The sequence below is a fragment of the Arthrobacter sp. YA7-1 genome, from assembly GCF_025960325.1.
GTDB lineage: Bacteria > Actinomycetota > Actinomycetes > Actinomycetales > Micrococcaceae > Arthrobacter > Arthrobacter bambusae_A.
Genome location: NZ_CP110114.1, coordinates 2,377,545 through 2,396,191, shown reverse-complemented (window position 1 = coordinate 2,396,191; position 18,647 = coordinate 2,377,545). Strand labels below are relative to the sequence as shown.

Below are 18,647 nucleotides of genomic sequence, written 5' to 3'. Positions count from 1 at the left end.
CCCGCTATCTAATCATGAGCAAGACCGCACCCAAGCCCAGGAGGGCGATAAGGAACCAGGAGCAAAGCGCTACGAGCACGGCACGGCCGCCAGTATGCAAGAGGGTACGGACGCGGACCGCGGAACCCAGCCCGAACAAGGCCGAGGCGAGCAGGATGTCCTGCAGCCCTCCCGCGGCGTCCAGCACGCCAGGGCCCAGGCCGCCCACGGAACGCACGGCCACCATCGCGATGAACCCGAGCACGAAGAGAGGGACGATCGGCGGGAACTTGCCGCCGTCGTCGTCGGCCTCGGCGCCGTTGCGCGACTTCAGCCTCATGGACGAGCGTTGCGCAAGGCCCGCTCCGGCGACGACGGGGGCCAGCAGGACCACCCTGGTCAGTTTCACGACGACGGCGAGCGCCAGCGCCGCCGGGCCGGCGGTCTGGGCGGTAGCTACCACTTGTCCGACGTCGTGGACCGAGGCGCCGGTCCACGCCCCGAATTGTTCGGGGCTCAGGCCCAAGGGGTGCATGAGCAGGGGCAGGACGCCGATGGCGAGCGTTCCGCACAGGGTCACCAGGGCAACGGGCAGGACCGTGTCCTGGTGTTTGATGCGGCGCACCGCGGCCATCGCTCCGATCGCCGAGGCCCCGCAAATGGCGAAGCCGGTGGCTATCAGGAGGGCGCCATCGCGCGGAAGCTTTACCAGCCGGGCCAGCCCGTAGGTGCCCGCGAAACTGAGGAGCACGACGGCGGCAATCAGGACGAGCGCAAACCAGCCGAGGTTGAGGACATCCACAACGCTGACCTTCAGTCCCAGCAACACGATGCCTGCCCGCATGTGGTGCTTGCCGGCGAAGTCGAGGCCCGGGCGGGCGCGTCCGGCAGCCCAGGTTGCTGTGCCCGGTATATTTGCAGCTAACAAACCCAGCGCTACAGCGGCTGTCATGGCAGGGATGGGGGGAAGCAGGGCATGGACACTGAAGGCAAGTCCGGTGGCTGCCACTGCCATGACGATCCCGGCTCCCCATCGGGAGACGGGGATCGGCAAACGCTTGGGGTGCATTCGTCAACCTTGATGCATGCAGGCGCTGAAATGCGAACCGGGTTCACACTTGGTGTCGCAACATGCAGAACGCGAAATGCGTTCGTAATCGAAAAGGTGATTGTCTGAATCCCATGTCAGAGCTATTCCGGGATTACTCCGAGGCCGCCGTCCGTTCCGGCGCCTACGACGAAATGTTCGCCCCAGGCACCGTTGCCCGAAAATCATACGGCCAGGTGGACGGCGCACTCCGCGAGCTTTCGCTTGCCGATGTGAGCGCCCGCGCTGAGTCGATGGCGCGGACCTTCCTGGACCGGGGCGTGACCTTCGATTATGCGGGGGAGGAGAGACCCTTCCCGCTAGATATCGTGCCGAGGGTGATTCCGGCTGATGAGTGGGATGTGCTTGAACGGGGGGTAAAGCAGCGCGTCCGCGCGTTGGAGGCGTTCCTGGATGATGTCTACGGCCGCATGACGGTGGTCGCTGACGGCGTCGTGCCGCGGGCATTGGTCACCACGAGTGCCCATTTCCATCGGGCGGTGCATGGTTTCGAGCCGGCGGGAGGCGTGCGCGTGCATGTCTCCGGTATCGACGTGGTCCGCGATGCGGCCGGCACGTTCCGGGTGCTGGAGGACAACGTCCGCGTGCCTTCGGGCGTGTCCTACGTGTTGGAGAACCGCCGGGCGATGGCAAAGGGTTTGCCGGAAGCGTTCGGGCAGCAGCACATCCGTCCGGTCGAGGAATACCCGCGCCGCTTGCTCTCGGCATTGCGCAAGACGGCCCCCTCCGGGGTGGACGACCCGACCGTGGTGGTCTTGACCCCCGGGGTCTTCAACAGTGCCTACTTCGAACACACCCTGCTGGCCGGGTTGATGGGCGTCGAACTGGTCGAGGGCAGGGACCTCATCTGCCGCGGAAACCGGGTCTACATGCGCACCACCGCCGGTGAGCAGCGCGTGGATGTGATTTACAAGCGGATCGACGACGAGTTCCTGGATCCGCTGCAGTTCCGCTCCGATTCCATGCTCGGTTGTCCGGGACTGGTGAACGCGGCCCGGGCAGGCGGAGTGACCATCGCGAACGCCGTTGGAAACGGGGTGGCCGACGACAAGCTGGTCTATTCCTACGTGCCTGACCTGATCCGGTACTACCTGCACGAAGAGCCGGTGATCGCCAACGTGGAGACTTTCCGGCTCGAAGAGAAGGAAGCCCGCGAGCAGGTCCTCGACCGGCTCGAGGAACTCGTGGTCAAGCCGGTCGACGGGTCCGGAGGCAAGGGCCTGGTGATCGGTCCGGATGCTTCACGGGACGAGCTGGATGCTTTGCGGAAGCGGGTGCTGGCGGATCCGCGAGGTTGGATCGCGCAGCCCGTGCTGCAGCTTTCCACCGTGCCCACCCTCTCGGGAGACCGCTTCGGGCCCCGCCACGTGGACCTGCGTCCATTCGCAGTGAACGACGGCGACGACGTCTGGGTGCTGCCGGGCGGACTGACCCGGGTGGCACTGAAGGAGGGCTCGCTGATCGTGAACTCTTCACAGGGTGGTGGTTCCAAGGACACGTGGGTACTCTCGGACTCCCCGCAATTGCCCGCGGCAGAGCTGCCCCGTTCGGCCATCACGGTCCGTGAACAGGTCTCGGTCTGGCCGGTCGAAAGCAACTGGCGGGACCGCCAATCGGACCAGCAGCAGTGATCGGTCACGCCGTGGTGCCGGAGCAGGACACATCCATCGTTACAACGCAGGACCCGAAGGAGGCACAGCCACATGCTGAGCCGTATTGCTGAATCCCTTTTCTGGATCGGCCGTTATGTGGAGCGGGCCGACGGAACGGCCAGAATCCTGGACGTCCATCTCGAACGCCTGAACCACCTTCCGCTCGAGGAACAACGCAGCGTGGCGAGGGAACTCCTGGCTGTCATGGGAGCCCGGCCGCAGAGCGAGGAGTTCGGCTTGCCGGAGCTGCTTCACGCCCTCGCTTATGACAAGACGAGTGCCACCTCCATTGCCGGGTCCCTGGGGGCTGCGCGGGAGAATGCGCGGCGTGCGCGCGAGACCGTGTCCTCCTCATTGTGGGAGAGCCTCAACACCACGTACTACGGGCTGAACCAGCATCGCAAGGATGTCGTGGGGACGTACCGTTTCTGCAACTGGGTACTGGAACGCACCGCCATGGTCAGGGGCCTCGCGGACACCACAGTGAGCCACGACGAAAGCTGGCTCTTCCTGGTCCTCGGCCGCTCGCTCGAACGGGCCGATATGACCGCGCGGATGCTGTCCACCAGGGATGTCCTCTCCGCGGGAATGTCCTGGGTGAACATGCTGCGTTGCGCCGGGGCCTACGAGTCATTCCTGCGGACCCGCCGTGCGGCCTTCGGAGACCAGCACGCTGCCGAGTTCCTTCTGCTGGACCGTTTGTTCCCGCGCTCCATCGTCTTCGCCCTGCGCGACGCCGACGAGTGCCTCGCGAAGTTGGATCCCTCGGCGCAGCGGGTGGGCTTCATCAATGACGCCCGCCGGATCGTCGGCCAGGCCCGTACCTTCCTTGAGTTCCACCGCACGGACGATCTCATGTCCGAGCTGCCCGAGCATATGGACCGGGTGCAGAAGGCCGTCACACAGGCGTCCGACGCGATTTCCCGTAAGTACTTCAATCAGGCGGATGAACTGGCCTGGGTGGGAGAAGTTTCATGACCCGGCTGAGCATCGTCCACAAGACGGCCTACAAATACAACCGCCGCGTGACCCTGTCGTACAACGAGGCGCGCATGACCCCGCTGACCGATCCGCAACAAGTGGTGCTTGAGTCCTCGCTGAAGATCACCCCGTCGCAGGCTGCGGTGAGCACCTACCGTGACTATTGGGGCACCCGCGTCACCGCCTTCGATATGCAGATGCCGCACGAGCGCCTCGAAGTGGTGGCCACCACCACCGTTGAGGTCCACCGGGTGGAACGGATGGCCCTGGACGAAGAGATCGTCGGCTGGGATGTGATGGCTTCCGACGAGATTCGGGACCAGTTCAGCGACTGGTTGCCCCAGTCGCAGCTCACCGGTCCGGGGGAGGAAGTCCTCGGGATCATTCCAGCCGTCGTGGCCGGCAAGAATCCGCACGAGACGGCCATGGCCATCTTCGAATGGATGCGCGGCGAAATGAGCTATGTGAAGGGCACCACCGGCGTTACCACCAACGCCGAGGAAGCCTGGAACCAGCGTCAGGGAGTCTGCCAGGACCTGGCGCACTTGGCCATCGGCTCCCTCCGCAGTTGCGGCATCCCTGCCCGGTACGTGTCCGGTTATATCCATCCGCGGCCCACGGCCGAGATCGGTGAAACAGTCGCGGGCCAATCCCACGCGTGGCTGGAATGGTGGGACGGCGAATGGCGCAGCTGGGATCCCACCAACCACAAGCCTGCCGGAGACCTCCACGTCACCGTGGCGCGCGGCCGGGACTACCGGGACGTGCCTCCCCTGAAGGGCATCCTGTCCGGGGGCGGCGGCTCGGGTCTCACCGTGACCGTCGAGATCACCCGGCTCACCTAGGAGGCCCGCGGCCCTCCGCCTGGTCTTACCAGGGGGAGGGCTTGTAGTCCTTCAGGAAGACGCCGTACTGGTCTTCGCCGTTTTCGCCCATCACGATCGGATCGTAGACACGCGCCGCACCATCGACCAGGTCGAGCGGAGCATGGAAGCCTTCCTCCATGAGCCGCACCTTGGTGTAATGCGGGCGTTCATCAGTGATCCATCCGGTGTCGACGGCGGTCATCAGGATCCCGTCGCTGTCCAGCATCTCTTGTGCGCTGGTCCGGGTCATCATGTTCAACGCGGCTTTTGCCATGTTGGTATGGGGGTGCCCCGGGCCTTTGTAGGCGCGGGAGAACTGCCCTTCCATGGCAGAGACGTTCACGATGTACTTTCGGTGTGCCGTGGAGCGCTTCATGGCGCCCCGGAGCCGGCTGACCAGCAGGAACGGCGCCGTGACGTTGCAGAGCTGAACCTCGAGCATCTCGAGCGGATCGACTTCGTCCACCACTTGGGTCCAGCTGTTGATGGCCGCAAGGTCGGGAACCAGGCCGCCGGCGTCGATCGCGGTACCTGTCGCGATCCGCGCCAACGACGCGGAGCCCGTGGACAATGCGAGCGAGGTAATCGCATCACCTGCCAGCACGGGATGATCGGTGACGCTTTGGGTGATGGCCAAGGGGTGCTTGTCGTGGGCATGGCCGAAGGTGACCAGCTCCGGACCGCCGTTGGCTGCCTGCAGGGCCTCGGGCAGGGGCTCATCCTCGGCATCCACCAGGGGCTTGTACGCATTCCCCGAACGCCGGACAGTCTGGGCGGCGTTGTTGATGATGATGTCGAGCGGGCCGGCTTCGTTGAGGGAGTCCGTGAGCGCCATGACCTGTGAGGGATCCCGGAGGTCAATGCCCACAATCCTGAGCCGGTGCAGCCAGTCCGCGCTGTCTTCCATGGCGGCGAAACGTCGTGCCGCGTCCTTGGGGAAGCGGGTGGTGATGGTGGTGTGCGCGCCGTCGCGGAGCAAGCGGAGGGCGATGTACATGCCGATCTTGGCCCGCCCGCCCGTCAGGAGGGCACGGCGTCCGCTGAGGTCCGTGCGGGCATCGCGTTTACTGTGGCTGAAGGCCGCGCATTCCGGGCACAACTGGTGGTAGAACGCGTCTACTTGCGTGTAGTGCTGCTTGCAGATGTAGCAGGGCCTGGACCGGATGAGGTGGCCCGCGATTTCGCCCGTGGCCGAGGTAGCCAGCTTGTTCCCGCGGGTCTCGTCGTCGATCCTGTCCGGGGCTGCGGTGGCAGTCAACGCAATGACAGCACGATCGGCTTCCGCGATCTCGTCCCGCTTGGTGACCCGGCGGTGGCGCTTGACGGCCTTGAACATCTTTCCCGTGGCACGACGGATGGCGACGTAGTCCGGGTGCTCCTCGTCGTAGGCGTGGATGGTGTTCAAGACCTTGAGGCAGGCCTGGATCTCTTCAGGCGTCAAATCGGCGGGGCTCATTGGGTCAATTTTACAGGGTCGGGCACAGCAAAGCCTCCCGTGCGGCAGTGGCGGGAGGCCTGCTGCCGCCCGGGAGGCCGGGGGGCTGTCCTGGTTCCGGGGTTCCGGGTCAGACCTCTACCGAGGAAGCCTGGATTTTCGTGACCTGCTCCGCGGAGTCCCTGATGTCGGGGAACTTCTCGGTGGCAGCCTTGATCGCCTCCGGCACCGAGCGGCGGTATTCAGCCGCCAGGGCGAGCTCGGAGGCCTCCGGCTCTGGTACCACCTGGTCCTTTGCGAGCACGGTGATTCCGGATTCGGTGACCTTGAAGCCGCGGGCCCGGTCGAGGTCGGGATCCAAGCCAATGGCAGCCCCGGCGGGCACTTTCACGTTTTTGTCGATGATGGCTCGCTTGACCACGGCACCTGCACCGATGCGCACCTTGTCCATCAGCACCGAGTCCTGGACCCTGGTGGCCGGTCCTACGTAAACATCGTTGGACAGCACGGACCCTTCCACGATTCCGCCGGAGATTACCGAGCCACTGGCCACGATGGAGTCCAGCGCGGTGCCCACGGTGCTGTTCTCGCCCCGGACGAACTTAGCCGGCGGTGAAATACTCTGCCGCGTGTAGATGGGCCATTCCGAGTTGTACAGGTTGAATATCGGAACGGGTGAAATCAGGTCCATGTGGGCGTCATAGAACGAATCGATGGTTCCAACATCGCGCCAGTACGTGCGGTCGCGCTCTGTTGAACCGGGAATATCGTTGAGCGTGAAGTCGTAGACGCCCGCCTCACCCTGGGACACGAAGTAGGGGATGATGTCGCCTCCCATGTCGTGTTTGGTGTCCAGGCGCTCCGCATCGATGCGAAGTGCTTCCACCAGGGCGTCGGCGTCGAAGACATAGTTGCCCATGGAGGCAAGGAACTGCGAGGGATCAGCGGCGAGGCCTTCCGTTTCGGCAGGCTTCTCCACGAACGCCGAAATTTTCTGCGGATCGTTCTTGTCGACCTCGATCACGCCGAACTGGTTGGCCATGTTCAGCGGCTGTCGGACGGCCGCAACTGTGGCCTTGGCGCCGCTGGCCACATGCTGTTGGACCATCTGCTGGAAGTCCATGCGGTAAACGTGGTCCGCACCGACAACGACAACAATGTCGGGGTTGGCGTCGTGAATGAGGTTCAGGGACTGGTAGATGGCATTCGCGCTGCCGAGGAACCAGCTCTTGCCCACGCGCTGCTGGGCAGGAACCGAGGCCACGTATCTTCCCAGCTGGGTGGACATCCGCCAGGTCTCGGAAATGTGGCGGTCAAGACTGTGCGATTTGTACTGGGTCAACACCACGATCTGGAGGTACCCGGAATTGACCAGATTCGAGAGAGCGAAATCGATCAATCGATAGCCCCCCGCAAACGGCACCGCAGGTTTTGCCCTGTCTGCCGTCAATGGCATAAGGCGGTTTCCTTCGCCGCCAGCCAACACAATTGACAATACTTTCTTCAACGCCATGGTGTTTGCTCTCCCTGTACGTCTTTGTAGCCCCCGAAAAAAGCCCGGGTTGCCGGACCCTTTCACACTAGAACACATACTCCGGAAGGACTACGTTAGGTAGCGTGCGCGTAGACATTGTGACTAAAGAGTTTCCACCCGAAATCTATGGCGGGGCCGGTGTGCATGTTGCCGAGCTCAGCCGCGTCTTGGCGAAGCATGTGGATCTGCAGGTGCGTGCCTTCGGCGCGCCCCGTGATGCGGACTTCCACGGTGCGACGGTGACGTCGTATTCCACTCCGGATGATCTGGGGGCCGCGAATGCCGCCGTCCAGACCCTCGGGGTGGATTTGCGCATCGTGCCGGACATCGCCGGAGCGGACCTGGTCCACTCCCATACCTGGTACGCCAACATGGCCGGCCACCTGGCGTCGCTGTTGCATGGGATACCCCATGTGCTCAGCGCCCATAGCCTGGAGCCGTTGCGGCCGTGGAAAGCGGAGCAGCTCGGTGGTGGTTACGCGCTGTCCTCATGGGTTGAAAAGACTGCCTATGAGGCCGCGGCCGCCATCATCGCCGTCTCGGAAGGCATGCGGAAAGACATCCTGCGCAGCTACCCGAACGTGGACCCGGCCAAGGTGCGAGTGGTACACAACGGCATCGACGTCGAGATGTGGCAGCCGGACCACGGCGAAGACGCTATTCGCGCCCTCGGCATCGACCCCGCGAAGCCCAGTGTGGTCTTCGTGGGACGCAACACGCGCCAGAAGGGTGTTCCGTACCTCTTGAAGGCGGCCGCGAGCCTCCCCGACGATGTGCAGCTTGTGCTTTGCCTGGGTGCGGCGGACACCCCGGAACTCGCAGCGGAAACGGCCCGCCTCATCGGCGACCTGCAGAGCAAGCGCGACGGGGTCCTGGTGATCGAACGCATGCTTCCGCGGCATGAGCTCATCCAGGTGCTAAGCCATGCCACGGCCTTCGCCTGCCCGTCGATCTACGAGCCCCTCGGCATCGTCAACCTCGAGGCCATGGCCTGTGGCGCAGCCGTGGTGGCGAGCGCAACGGGCGGCATCCCCGAGGTGGTTCAGCACGGCGAAACGGGACTGCTGGTGGAGCTGGAGCAGGTCACGGACGGTACCGGCACCCCGCTGGATCCCGAGAAGTTCGTCGCCGATTTCGCCGCTGCCCTCAACGAGGTGGTGTCCGATCCCGCACGGGCCAAGGTCATGGGCGCCGCGGGCCGCGTCCGGGCGGAGGAGCACTTCTCCTGGGAGTCGATCACCGAAACAACCCTCGAGGTGTACCGCTCAGTCCTCGCCCCCTGACCCACCAGCCCAACTAACTCGCAGTTAATGTCGTTTTGAGGGCTCATAACGACAACAAATGCGAGCTAGTTGGGAAAGAACGACGACGGCGCCGGGCCCCTCAGCGGGGGTGCGGCGCCGCCGTCGTCGTTAAAGGATTCGGCAACTGTTCACCGGCCGGTCACGGCAGGATGCTAGCTGGCTTTCCTCCCCTTCAAGGCGAGGAGGCTCTTCTCCTCGGCGGGGGCGTTGCCGCCTGCCCGTTGCGCCTGGAAGTAGCCGCGGGCCTCGTCCTGTCGGACCTTCTCGGCCCCCGAGGCGATGGGCGCCCGCAAGTGCTCCTGACCGTAGCCGAAGGAATCGACCAGGTCGCGGGCGTGGGGACGGATCTTGACGAGCAGCCGGTTGATGTAGGCCCCCACGGTGCGTCCGCGCTGCATGGAAAGGCGGCCGTTCATGAGGTACCAGGAGAGGTGCTTTTCGATGAGCGAGAGGCCGAACAGGTCGCGGAGCCAGGTCAGCACTTTCAAGGTATCCGGATCGCCGACCTTGCCGAGGGCTTCCGTGAACGCTTCCCATTGCAGCAGTTCGGCGTGGGCCTGGGCGGCTTCAATCAAATCGTCCTGGTGCTGGTTGAACAATGCGGCGCCCTGATGCTGCGGGAGCTTGTTCGCACCCTTGAGAGCAGAGCCCACCTCAGCCACCATGGACTGCACCCGGTCTGTCAGGAGCGTGCGTTGGCCTTCTTCGTCGCGCAGGGCCAGAGCGGCTTTCTGGACTGATCCGGTGTCTGCCACGAACTGTGCCACTTGCCGCAGGCCGGTCCGGTTGATGGCGACGTCGGCAGCCTGGGCAGCCACGAAGCGGGCCAGCACGCCAAAGTCGACGTTGCGGAACTCCTTGGCGTAGTCGGCCAGGAGGCGCTTGGCGACGAGCTGGAGAAGCACGGTGTTGTCACCCTCAAAAGTGGCGTAGACGTCCAGGTCCGCACGGAGCGAGGCGAAACGGTTCTCGATAAGGAATCCGGCGCCGCCGCAGGCCTCGCGGCACTCTTGCAGCGTGTCGAGGGCGTGCCAGGTGCTCATGGGCTTGAGGGCCGCCGCGAGGGTCTCGAGGTCCTGGCGGTCGGCGTCGGTGTCGTGACGGCCGGAGAAGACGTCGTCGAACTTTTCGAGCAGCTGCTCGTGCGCGAAGCTCGCCGCAAAGGTGGTGGCAAGCCGGGTGAACAAGCGGCGCTGGTGCCGCTGGTAGTCCAGCAGGACCTCCTCGTCGGTAGGGGAAGAAGCGTTGAACTGGCGCCGTTCGGCGGCGTACCGGATCGCGGTGGTCAAGGCCACCTTGCTGGCGGCGACAGCGGCTCCGTCGAGGGAGACCCGGCCTTGTACCAGGGTGCCGAGCATCGTGAAGAATCGCCGTCCGGGGCTCGCGATGGGCGAGGTGTACTCGCCTTCGGGGGAGACGTTGCCGTAGCGGTTGAGCAGGTTGGTGCGCGGGACACGCACATCGCTGAAGTGCAGGCGGCCGTTGTCGATCCCGTTCAGGCCGCCCTTGACGCCGTCGTCCTCGCCGCCGATTCCGGGCAGGAACTCCTTGGTGTCCGGGTCCCTCAGCTCGACATAGAACGCGTGGACGCCATGGTTCACGTTGCGGGTCACCAGTTGGGCGAACACGACGGCGGCCAGGCCGTCCTCGGCTGCGTTGCCGATGTAGTCCTTCCATGCGGCGCGGAACGGGGTGTTGATGACGAACTCCTGGGTGGCCTCGTCATACGTGGCCGTGGTGGCGATGCTCGCCACGTCGGAGCCGTGTCCGGTTTCGGTCATGGCGAAGCAGCCGGGGATCTCCAGGCTCATGATCCCGGGCAGCCACGCGTTCTGGTGCTCCTCCGTGCCGAGGTGCATCACCGCTGAACCGAAGAGACCCCACTGCACGCCGGCCTTGATCTGCAGTGAGGGATCCGCAGTGACGAGCTCCTCGAAGCCGGCGATGTTGCCGCCGTGGTCATCCGACCCGCCGAGGCTGGCGGGGAAAGCCCGGTGCACGGCATTGTTGTCCACGAGGTACTTCAGCTGCCCGAAGACGCGCTTGCGGTGTTCGGTATGCGTCAAGCCTTCGATCTTGTGCACCTCGGGGCGGCCCGCGAGGTCACGCGCCGTGTGGCGAATGTGGCCCCACTTGCCGAGCAACAGTTCGCCAAGGGCCGCGACGTCCACGGTAGGGTCGGCCGCAACGGGCTGCGGGGTTGACGGCGTTCCGGCGGACGCCCGGCTGGAGGAGGTACGGTCCACTACTTCAGTCATGGTGATTCCTTCTTTGGTTCCGAACAACGTGGAGTCATTGCTGATATTCAGGGGAGTTGATCTTGAGTTCCGGGGCGATTCCCACGCACAGCCAGTCAGTGATCCGGGCCGCCATCGTTTCCTGGTCGGGTTTTGCGGCGGAGGCAGGGCTGCCGAGCCACCTTTCGCCGGCGTTGCGGACCAACCCGATGGCCGCGGTGGGCCAGTAGTCGATCAACGCTTCCTTTTCCGCCCCCAGGTGTTCGCGCATCGGCCGGGCGATCATGGCACTGATCGACTCGAAGAAGTGGCCGAGAGCTCCCGAGGCGGCAATGGCATCTTGCGCCGACGGTTCCCCTTGGGAAAGCCGCGTGATGAACGCGTAGACGGCGGGGCTGGACTCCGCCATCTGCAGGTATGCGGAGACCATGGCGAACAAGCCTTCGCGGGGAGTCTGGGCGCTTTCGGCCGCTTCCTTCATCCGCCGTTGCATTTGTCCCAGTACTACTTCGCCCATTGCCTGCTGGAGGCCGGCTTTGTCCCCGAAGTACCGGTAGTACACCGACTTGGAGGTACTTGCCGCGGTCGCGATGTCTTCCATGGAGGCGTCGCTGCCCAGCGCATGGACGGCCTTGCGGGCGGCCTTGATGAGATCGCGTCGGCGTTCTTCGCGGTGGGCCTGCCAGCGGGCGGCGCGGCCGTCGACGGCGGGAGCCTCGCCGTCCGCGGGGAGCGGAGTGCCGGCGTCGTTTTCGGCAGGAAGTCCTAGGCTGGGGATGTTCACGATACTCAGCGTATCAGGTACGCTGGGTATCAGTAACCCGATGTGATCATAAGGAGAAACGCATGCCTGCAGCAGCACATTCCGCGAGCGCACCACACGAATCCCCCGCAACCCAGGGCACGCTCCGCAGGGCCGTGGTGGTTGGCGGGAACAGGATTCCCTTTGCCCGGACCGGGGGCGCCTACACCAAATCATCGAACCAGGACATGCTGACGGCGGCCCTCGACGGACTGATCGCACGTTTCGGGCTTCAAGAGGAGCGGATCGGTGAGGTAGCCGCCGGAGCCGTCCTGAAGCACTCCCGCGACTTCAACCTGACACGCGAAGCGGTCCTCGGTTCGGCCCTTTCCCCGGAGACGCCCGCCTACGATCTCCAGCAGGCGTGCGCCACCGGTCTTGAGACCGTCCTGGGCCTCGCCAACAAGATCAAGCTGGGCCAGATCGACTCGGCCATCGCGGGCGGCGTCGACTCTGCCTCGGATGCCCCCATTGCCGTGAGCGAAGGCCTCCGCGAAGTCCTGCTCGACCTCCATCGCGCCAAATCCCTGCCCGATCGGCTCAAGGTCCTCTCGCGGCTGCGTCCCAAGGACCTCGCCCCGGATGCTCCAAACACCGGGGAACCCAGGACCGGCCTGTCCATGGGGGAGCACCAGGCGCTGACCACGGCCCAGTGGAAGATCAGCCGCGAGGCGCAGGACGAGATCGCGTTCAATAGCCACCACAATCTCGCCGCGGCCTACGAACGTGGCTTCTTCGATGACCTCGTGACTCCGTACCGGGGGCTGAGCCGTGATTCGAACCTCCGGCCCGACACGTCCATGGAGAAGCTGGCCACCCTCAAGCCCGTCTTCGGCAAGGGCCTCGGCGCGGAGGCGACCATGACGGCCGGCAACTCCACCCCTCTCACGGACGGTGCCTCCACGGTGCTCCTCGGCAGCGAGGAATGGGCGGACGCCCGGGGCCTGCCCAAGCTGGCCGTCGTCGTCGACGGCGAGGCTGCCGCCGTCGATTTCGTCCACGGCAAAGACGGACTCCTCATGGCTCCTGCCTTTGCAGTGCCGCGGCTCCTGGCCCGCAACGGGCTGTCCTTCGAAGACATCGACTTCTTCGAAATCCACGAAGCCTTTGCGGGAACCGTCCTGAGTACGCTCGCCGCGTGGGAAGACGAGGAATTCGGCCGCACCCGGCTGGGATTGGACGGTTCACTCGGCAAGATCGACCGTGCCAAGCTCAACGTCAACGGCTCGTCCCTTGCCGCCGGCCATCCCTTTGCCGCCACTGGCGGACGAATCGTCGCTTCGTTGGCGAAGATGCTCCACGAGAACGGTCCGGTGAACGGTCGTCCGGCCCGCGGACTGATCTCCATCTGCGCTGCCGGAGGGCAGGGAGTCGTGGCGATCCTTGAGGCTTACTCCGCTCCGGAAGGTCGGTAACCGGCGTGACCGACAAGTACACACAGTTTGTGAGCCACGGGATCGGCAAGGACCTGGCGAAAAAGCTCGGCCTGCCCCAACCTGCCGTGCTCCGGAGGTACCAGCCGGGAGAGCCGCTGGTACCGGGACCCGTCCTGGTGCTCGGGAGCAGCAACGGCAAGACCGCGGGCTCCGACGAATTGGCTGCCGCCCTGGTGGGCTGGGGCCTCGACGTCCGGCGTTCGGCCTTGCCCAAGGAAAGGCTGGGGGCGATCATCCTGGTGCTCGACGGCGTCGAACATCCCGATGAGCTTGCCGGACCCGTTCTCACCGCGGCCCCGTCGATCCGGGATTTGGCCCGCAGCGCAAGGGTCGTCACGATCTCCCGCACCTCCGCCTCCGCGGCCAATCCGGCCGGTGCTGCCGGCCGGCAAGGAGTCGACGGACTGCTGCGGTCGCTGGCCAAGGAACTCCGGGCAGGTGCGACGGCCAACGGCATTCTCCTCGGGGACGGCGCCGGCACCACGAGCCCCAGCACGCTCGGGGCGCTGCGCTTTTTCCTGTCCGGTCGGTCCGCATTCGTGGATGGCCAATTCCTGACGGTCACGTCGGGCACGGGCCGGCTTCCCGCCGACGCCGACAAGCCCTTGGCGGGTAAGATCGCCGTCGTCACGGGCGCCGCCCGCGGCATCGGAGCGGCGATCGCGCGGACCCTGCACAGGGACGGTGCGCGGCTCGTGGTGGTGGATATTCCGGCTGCGGGGGACCACCTCGCCGAGGTCGCCAACGAGGTCCATGGCACTGCACTGCAATTGGACATCACGGCTGAGGACGCCGGGAAGCGCATCATCGACCACGCCGTGGAACGCCATGGCGGACTCGATATCGTCATCCACAATGCCGGCATTACCCGGGACAAGCTCCTGGCCAACATGGATGAGGGCCGCTGGAATTCCGTCATCGGCGTGAACATCGCTTCGCAGTTGCGGATCAACGAGGCACTCCTGGGCTCGGACCTGCTGCACAAGAGCCCGCGGATCGTGTCCGTGGCGTCCACGAGCGGAATCGCCGGCAACCGCGGGCAGACCAACTATGCGGCTTCCAAGGGGGGAGTGATCGGCATGGTCAGGGCCACGGCGCCCTTGCTCGCAGAACGCGGCGGCTCCATCAACGCCGTCGCGCCCGGCTTCATCGAGACCGACATGACCGCCCGGATCCCCTTCGCCACCCGGGAGGTGGCCCGCAGGCTCAATTCGCTGCAGCAGGGCGGCCTGCCCGGAGACGTAGCGGAGGCAATTGCGTTCCTGGCATCGGATGCGGCCGCGGGTATCACGGGTGAAGTGCTCAGGGTCTGCGGACAGAACCTGGTGGGCGCATGAGCACGGAACAACCCCTCATCCTAGGGGATCTGCCGTCGCTCTCGAAGCTGTACGTGAATGCGGCGGCGACGGCGGCGCGGCGGAGGTTGCTGGGGTTCCCGGCTGCCACCGCCCTGCCCCAGGGGAGCCATGAGGTCCGCGGGGTGCGGGCCGACGTCGCGAACCTCACCGAGTACCAGCACCTGATCGGGGAGACCGCGAGTGACGCGCTGCCGGCCGGCTTCATCCACGCCCTCGCGTTTCCGGTCTCCATGAGCGTGCTGAACCGGGACGACTTCCCGCTTCCGTTGCTGGGGATGATCCATTTGAAGAACCAGGTGGAGCAGTTGCGGGCCGTTCACTTCAGTGAACCGCTCGACGTCCGGTCCTGGGCCGATAACATGCGCGGCCACAGGGCTGGAACCCAGCTGGACGTCGTCGCCGAAGTCCGCTCAAGCAATGACGGGGCGCTGCTCTGGCGCGGCATCTCGACGTACCTCGCCAAGGGGGTCTTCCTTCCGGGATTCGACAAGGCCCCCGAGGCCGCCGCGCCAGCGGAGTTCAGGGCGCCCGCACCAACCGCAGTCTGGCAGCTCGGAGTGGATACGGGCCGCCTTTACGCTGCGGTATCCGGAGATTTCAATCCGATTCATTTGAGCCTCCTCTCGGCCAAGGCGCTGGGCCTGCCGCGGTCAATCGCGCACGGCATGTACCTCGCCTCCAGGGCCTTGGCCGACGTTGGCTCGGTGAAGGCGGAAGCGTTCCGCTGGGACGTGAACTTCGAGGCACCCGTGTATCTCCCTGCGCGGGTGGCCTTGGAAATCGGCACGGTCCACTCCTCGTCAGGTTCGTGGGAGCGTTCGGACTACGTCGCCTGGAGTCCGCGAAGCGGCAGGAGGCACTTCAGCGGCTCCGTGACGGCCCTGTAAGGCTCCGGTCTCGGGTTTCAGGAACGGCTACGACGACGGCGGTCACCCACGTGGGCGGCCGCCGTCGCCGTTCCCCGCGGAGCGAGGTCGGCAGTCCTGGTCACTGCCTCGAATGAATGAGCGGCAATGCAATTCAATAAATGTGATGAACGCCGCATTAGCGTCCGAAAAAGCAAATTCAAAGTTAAACAAACAAGGCCTGGAATTATCATAATTCCAGGCCTTGCAATTGTGCGCGGAGGGGGACTTGAACCCCCACCCCCTTTCGAGGACTAGCACCTCAAGCTAGCGCGTCTGCCATTCCGCCACCCGCGCAGGTGGTGTTCGGAGCGTTCGTTCTGCGCCTCTCGGCGCTTCTCTTTCCTCCGAAGCAGCGAGAAAAACTCTAACACGGTTTCTGGGAAATAAAAAAACCGGAGCGCGAGACGGCGCCGTCAACGGCAATTGGGGCCTGCCAATCGGCGCCAAAACGCGGGAAAGCACGCGGCCAAACGGGCATGCGGTGGGTAGGCTGAGGGAAGCGCGCGGGGAGCGTCAGCACCACCTGCCTTCCCGCCGGAGTACGTCCATCCCAGCAAGCAAGGAGAGTTCCATGACTGATATCCGACCCGAGGACGAAGTAGTCCGGATCTGCCAGGAACTTATCCGCATAGACACCTCGAACTTCGGCGACGATTCCGGTCCCGGGGAACGCGCCGCAGCTGAATACACGGCGGCGTTGATTAATGAAGTGGGATTGGACGCGGAAATCTTTGAGTCGGCTCCAGGCCGGGCCAATGTAGTCACGCGCATGGCGGGCGAGGACCCCTCGGCCGGCGCCCTCGTGGTGCACGGTCACCTCGACGTCGTTCCGGCCCTCAAAGACCAGTGGACTGTTGACCCCTTCAGCGGCGAACTCAAGGACGGACTCATCTGGGGACGCGGCGCCGTGGACATGAAGGACATGGACGCCATGATCCTCTCGGTCATGCGTGACTTCGCCCGCACGGGACGCAAGCCCAAACGCGACATCATCTTCGCGTTCTTCGCCGACGAGGAAGCCGGAGGCAACCACGGCGCGCGCTACGCCGTCGAGCACCGGAGGGAACTCTTCGACGGCGCCACGGAAGCGATCTCCGAAGTGGGTGGCTTCTCGGCCACCATCGGAGGCCAGCGCACTTACTTGCTCCAGACGGCGGAAAAGGGCCTTTCCTGGCTGCGCCTCGTGGCACACGGCAGGGCCGGGCACGGTTCGCAAATCAACACGGACAATGCGATCACCCGCCTGGCCGGGGCTGTCACCAGGATCGGCGAATACCGCTGGCCGATTGAGCTGACCCCCACCACCCGGCAGTTCCTCGACGGCGTGACGGAACTGACCGGCGTCGAGTTCGATCCGGACAATCCCGAGACACTGCTCAAGGAACTCGGCACCGTAGCGCGCTTCGTCGGAGCTACCCTGCAAAACACCTCGAACCCCACCTTGTTGAGCTCCGGGTACAAGCACAACGTCATCCCCGAATCGGCGGAAGCGCTGGTGGACTGCCGCACGCTGCCAGGCCAGCAGGAGTTGGTCTTCGAAACCGTCAAAAAACTCGCTGGGGACGGGGTGGAGGTCAGCTACGTCAACAAGGACGTGTCCCTGGAAGTGCCGTTTGCAGGCAACCTGGTGGACGCCATGATCGACGCCCTGCATACGGAAGACCCCGGCGCCAAGGTCCTGCCTTACACCTTGTCCGGGGGCACCGACAACAAGTCACTCAGCAAGATCGGCATCACAGGCTACGGATTCGCCCCGCTGATGCTTCCGGAAGAGCTCGACTTCACGGGCATGTTCCACGGGGTCGACGAACGGGTTCCGGCCGATTCGCTCAAGTTCGGATCCAGGGTGCTCAACACCCTGCTCAGCAACTACTAGGGAGAACCCCTTGATTCCCGAGGAGATCCTGCCGGACGAGCTGCTCGAGCGCATCCGGGCGCGGGCCGCAGGCTATGACCGGAACAACTCGTTCTTCCACGAGGACCTTGAGGAGCTCGCCGCGGCGGGATACCTGAAGATCTTCGTTCCGGAGTCCGACGGCGGACGGGGGCTCGGGCTCGAAGCCGCGGCGGCGCTTCAGCGCCGGCTTGCCACGGCTGCTCCGGCCACGGCATTGGCCGTCAACATGCACCTGGTCTGGACCGGCGTCGCGCACGTCCTGGCGGCCCGTGGCAACAGCTCCCTTGACTTTGTGCTGAAGGAGGCCGGACAGGGCGAAGTCTTTGCGTTCGGGATTTCCGAACCGGGTAACGACTCCATGCTCTTTGATTCAGGCACGACGGCGGAACCGCAGCCGGATGGCGGGTACAGCTTCACCGGGCGGAAGATCTTCACGAGCCTGTCGCCGGTGTGGACCCGCCTCGGCATCTTCGGCAAGGACAGCGGCGCACGGGAGGGGAGCGGTGAGCTGGTATTCGGCTTCCTCCACCGGGACGCGCCAGGCCACGAGACACTGGATGACTGGGACACCCTGGGCATGCGGGCGAGCCAGTCGAACACCACGCTTCTCCACGGTGCCCTGGTGCGGCCGGAGCGGATCTTCCGGAAACTGCCTGTAGGACCCAATCAGGATCCGTTGATCTTCGCGATCTTCGCGTGCTTCGAAACACTACTTGCCGCGGTCTATACGGGCATTGCGGAGCGGGCATTCAAGCTGGCCGTCGATGCCGTCACGCGCCGGACCTCGGCCAAGTACGGCGGCCGAAGCTTCTCGCAGGACCCGGACATCCGCTGGAAGATCGCTGACGCCGCCATGGCCATGGATTCCATCCAGCCCCAGTTGGCCTCGGTGGCCCGTGACGTGGATGCCGTGGTTGATCACGGGGCGCAGTGGTTTCCAAAGTTCGTGGGCCTCAAGGTGCGGGCCACGGAGAACGCCCGGAGCATGGTGGATGTGGCCATCCGGGTTTCCGGAGGCTCAAGCTACTTCCGCGGCTCGGAACTCGAACGGCTGTACCGCGATGTGCCGGCCGGGATCTTCCATCCGTCCAACGATGAATCAGCGCACACCACGGTAGCCAACGCGTGGCTGGGCCCGCTCGAAAGCTGA

The 18,647-nt window shown here is 64.9% G+C and carries 14 protein-coding genes and 1 tRNA gene; 9 read left to right on the top strand and 6 right to left on the bottom strand.

The features are described 5' to 3' along the window. Positions 1–4: 4 nt before the first annotated feature. On the bottom strand, positions 5–1,048 hold the full coding sequence (locus tag OIT41_RS11250; protein ID WP_264636471.1) for a YeiH family protein: 1,044 nt from the start codon (positions 1,046–1,048) through the stop codon (positions 5–7). A 113-nt stretch (positions 1,049–1,161) separates the two neighbouring features. Between OIT41_RS11250 and OIT41_RS11245 the strand changes: the two genes are divergently transcribed. The 3 genes from OIT41_RS11245 (at position 1,162) to OIT41_RS11235 (ending at position 4,565) form a co-directional block, all read left to right on the top strand. Continuing rightward, entirely contained in the window at positions 1,162–2,718 is a 1,557-nt protein-coding gene (locus tag OIT41_RS11245) for a circularly permuted type 2 ATP-grasp protein (RefSeq protein ID WP_078108850.1), read from the top strand. Between the two features lie 72 nt (positions 2,719–2,790). Then, a complete protein-coding gene (locus OIT41_RS11240) occupies positions 2,791–3,717 on the top strand; it encodes an alpha-E domain-containing protein (RefSeq protein WP_078108851.1) in 927 nt (308 codons plus the stop codon). Beyond that, positions 3,714–4,565, top strand: a complete 852-nt coding sequence (locus tag OIT41_RS11235; RefSeq protein ID WP_078108852.1) for a transglutaminase family protein — start codon at positions 3,714–3,716, stop codon at positions 4,563–4,565. Before OIT41_RS11240 ends, OIT41_RS11235 begins: the two co-directional genes overlap by 4 nt. A 25-nt stretch (positions 4,566–4,590) precedes the next feature. Here OIT41_RS11235 and OIT41_RS11230 read toward each other — a convergent pair whose 3' ends face one another. Continuing rightward, a complete protein-coding gene (locus OIT41_RS11230) occupies positions 4,591–6,042 on the bottom strand; it encodes an SDR family oxidoreductase (protein WP_078108853.1) in 1,452 nt (483 codons plus the stop codon). 109 nt (positions 6,043–6,151) lie between these two features. Further along, positions 6,152–7,534 (bottom strand): glucose-1-phosphate adenylyltransferase, encoded by a 1,383-nt coding sequence (glgC, locus tag OIT41_RS11225; RefSeq protein ID WP_078108854.1) that lies wholly within the window; start codon positions 7,532–7,534, stop codon positions 6,152–6,154. Positions 7,535–7,638: 104 nt separating this feature from the next. Here glgC and glgA point away from each other — a divergent pair, with 104 nt between their 5' ends. Beyond that, a complete protein-coding gene (gene glgA, locus OIT41_RS11220) occupies positions 7,639–8,838 on the top strand; it encodes a glycogen synthase (protein WP_241707742.1) in 1,200 nt (399 codons plus the stop codon). A gap of 173 nt (positions 8,839–9,011) precedes the next feature. On the opposite strand, the gene OIT41_RS11215 is transcribed toward glgA, so the two are convergent. Together OIT41_RS11215 and OIT41_RS11210 are read right to left on the bottom strand one after the other, a co-directional pair. Beyond that, positions 9,012–11,117, bottom strand: a complete 2,106-nt coding sequence (locus OIT41_RS11215; protein ID WP_241707741.1) for an acyl-CoA dehydrogenase — start codon at positions 11,115–11,117, stop codon at positions 9,012–9,014. A 34-nt stretch (positions 11,118–11,151) separates the two neighbouring features. After that, positions 11,152–11,874, bottom strand: coding sequence for a TetR/AcrR family transcriptional regulator (locus OIT41_RS11210; RefSeq protein ID WP_078108869.1), 723 nt, complete (start codon positions 11,872–11,874; stop codon positions 11,152–11,154). A 68-nt stretch (positions 11,875–11,942) separates the two neighbouring features. On the opposite strand from OIT41_RS11210, the gene OIT41_RS11205 reads away from it, so the two are divergent. Genes OIT41_RS11205 through OIT41_RS11195 form a run of 3 tightly spaced genes read left to right on the top strand, consistent with a single transcriptional unit; the run spans position 11,943 to position 15,579 of the window. After that, positions 11,943–13,313 (top strand): acetyl-CoA C-acetyltransferase, encoded by a 1,371-nt coding sequence (locus OIT41_RS11205; protein WP_241707740.1) that lies wholly within the window; start codon positions 11,943–11,945, stop codon positions 13,311–13,313. Positions 13,314–13,318: 5 nt separating this feature from the next. After that, positions 13,319–14,671, top strand: a complete 1,353-nt coding sequence (locus OIT41_RS11200) for a 3-oxoacyl-ACP reductase (RefSeq protein ID WP_264636470.1) — start codon at positions 13,319–13,321, stop codon at positions 14,669–14,671. Continuing rightward, positions 14,668–15,579, top strand: a complete 912-nt coding sequence (locus OIT41_RS11195; protein WP_241707738.1) for a MaoC family dehydratase — start codon at positions 14,668–14,670, stop codon at positions 15,577–15,579. Before OIT41_RS11200 ends, OIT41_RS11195 begins: the two co-directional genes overlap by 4 nt. Before the next feature lie 232 nt (positions 15,580–15,811). Here the strand turns inward: OIT41_RS11195 and OIT41_RS11190 are convergent. After that, positions 15,812–15,894, bottom strand: a tRNA-Leu gene (locus OIT41_RS11190). Positions 15,895–16,171: 277 nt separating this feature from the next. Here OIT41_RS11190 and OIT41_RS11185 point away from each other — a divergent pair. Further along, positions 16,172–17,476: a M20/M25/M40 family metallo-hydrolase gene (locus OIT41_RS11185; RefSeq protein ID WP_241707737.1), complete on the top strand. Its 1,305-nt coding sequence runs from the start codon at positions 16,172–16,174 to the stop codon at positions 17,474–17,476. Positions 17,477–17,486: 10 nt separating this feature from the next. Beyond that, positions 17,487–18,647, top strand: a complete 1,161-nt coding sequence (locus OIT41_RS11180) for an acyl-CoA dehydrogenase family protein (RefSeq protein ID WP_264636469.1) — start codon at positions 17,487–17,489, stop codon at positions 18,645–18,647.

Excerpts from the sequence above, each read along its gene's own strand:
- OIT41_RS11250 (WP_264636471.1), bottom strand. The coding sequence starts at position 1,048 with ATGCACCCCAAGCGTTTGCCGATCCCCGTCTCCCGATGGGGAGCCGGG.
- OIT41_RS11245 (WP_078108850.1), top strand. The coding sequence starts at position 1,162 with ATGTCAGAGCTATTCCGGGATTACTCCGAGGCCGCCGTCCGTTCCGGC.
- OIT41_RS11240 (WP_078108851.1), top strand. The coding sequence starts at position 2,791 with ATGCTGAGCCGTATTGCTGAATCCCTTTTCTGGATCGGCCGTTATGTG.
- OIT41_RS11235 (WP_078108852.1), top strand. The coding sequence starts at position 3,714 with ATGACCCGGCTGAGCATCGTCCACAAGACGGCCTACAAATACAACCGC.
- OIT41_RS11230 (WP_078108853.1), bottom strand. The coding sequence starts at position 6,042 with ATGAGCCCCGCCGATTTGACGCCTGAAGAGATCCAGGCCTGCCTCAAG.
- glgC (WP_078108854.1), bottom strand. The coding sequence starts at position 7,534 with ATGGCGTTGAAGAAAGTATTGTCAATTGTGTTGGCTGGCGGCGAAGGA.
- OIT41_RS11215 (WP_241707741.1), bottom strand. The coding sequence starts at position 11,117 with ATGACTGAAGTAGTGGACCGTACCTCCTCCAGCCGGGCGTCCGCCGGA.
- OIT41_RS11205 (WP_241707740.1), top strand. The coding sequence starts at position 11,943 with ATGCCTGCAGCAGCACATTCCGCGAGCGCACCACACGAATCCCCCGCA.
- OIT41_RS11195 (WP_241707738.1), top strand. The coding sequence starts at position 14,668 with ATGAGCACGGAACAACCCCTCATCCTAGGGGATCTGCCGTCGCTCTCG.
- OIT41_RS11185 (WP_241707737.1), top strand. The coding sequence starts at position 16,172 with ATGACTGATATCCGACCCGAGGACGAAGTAGTCCGGATCTGCCAGGAA.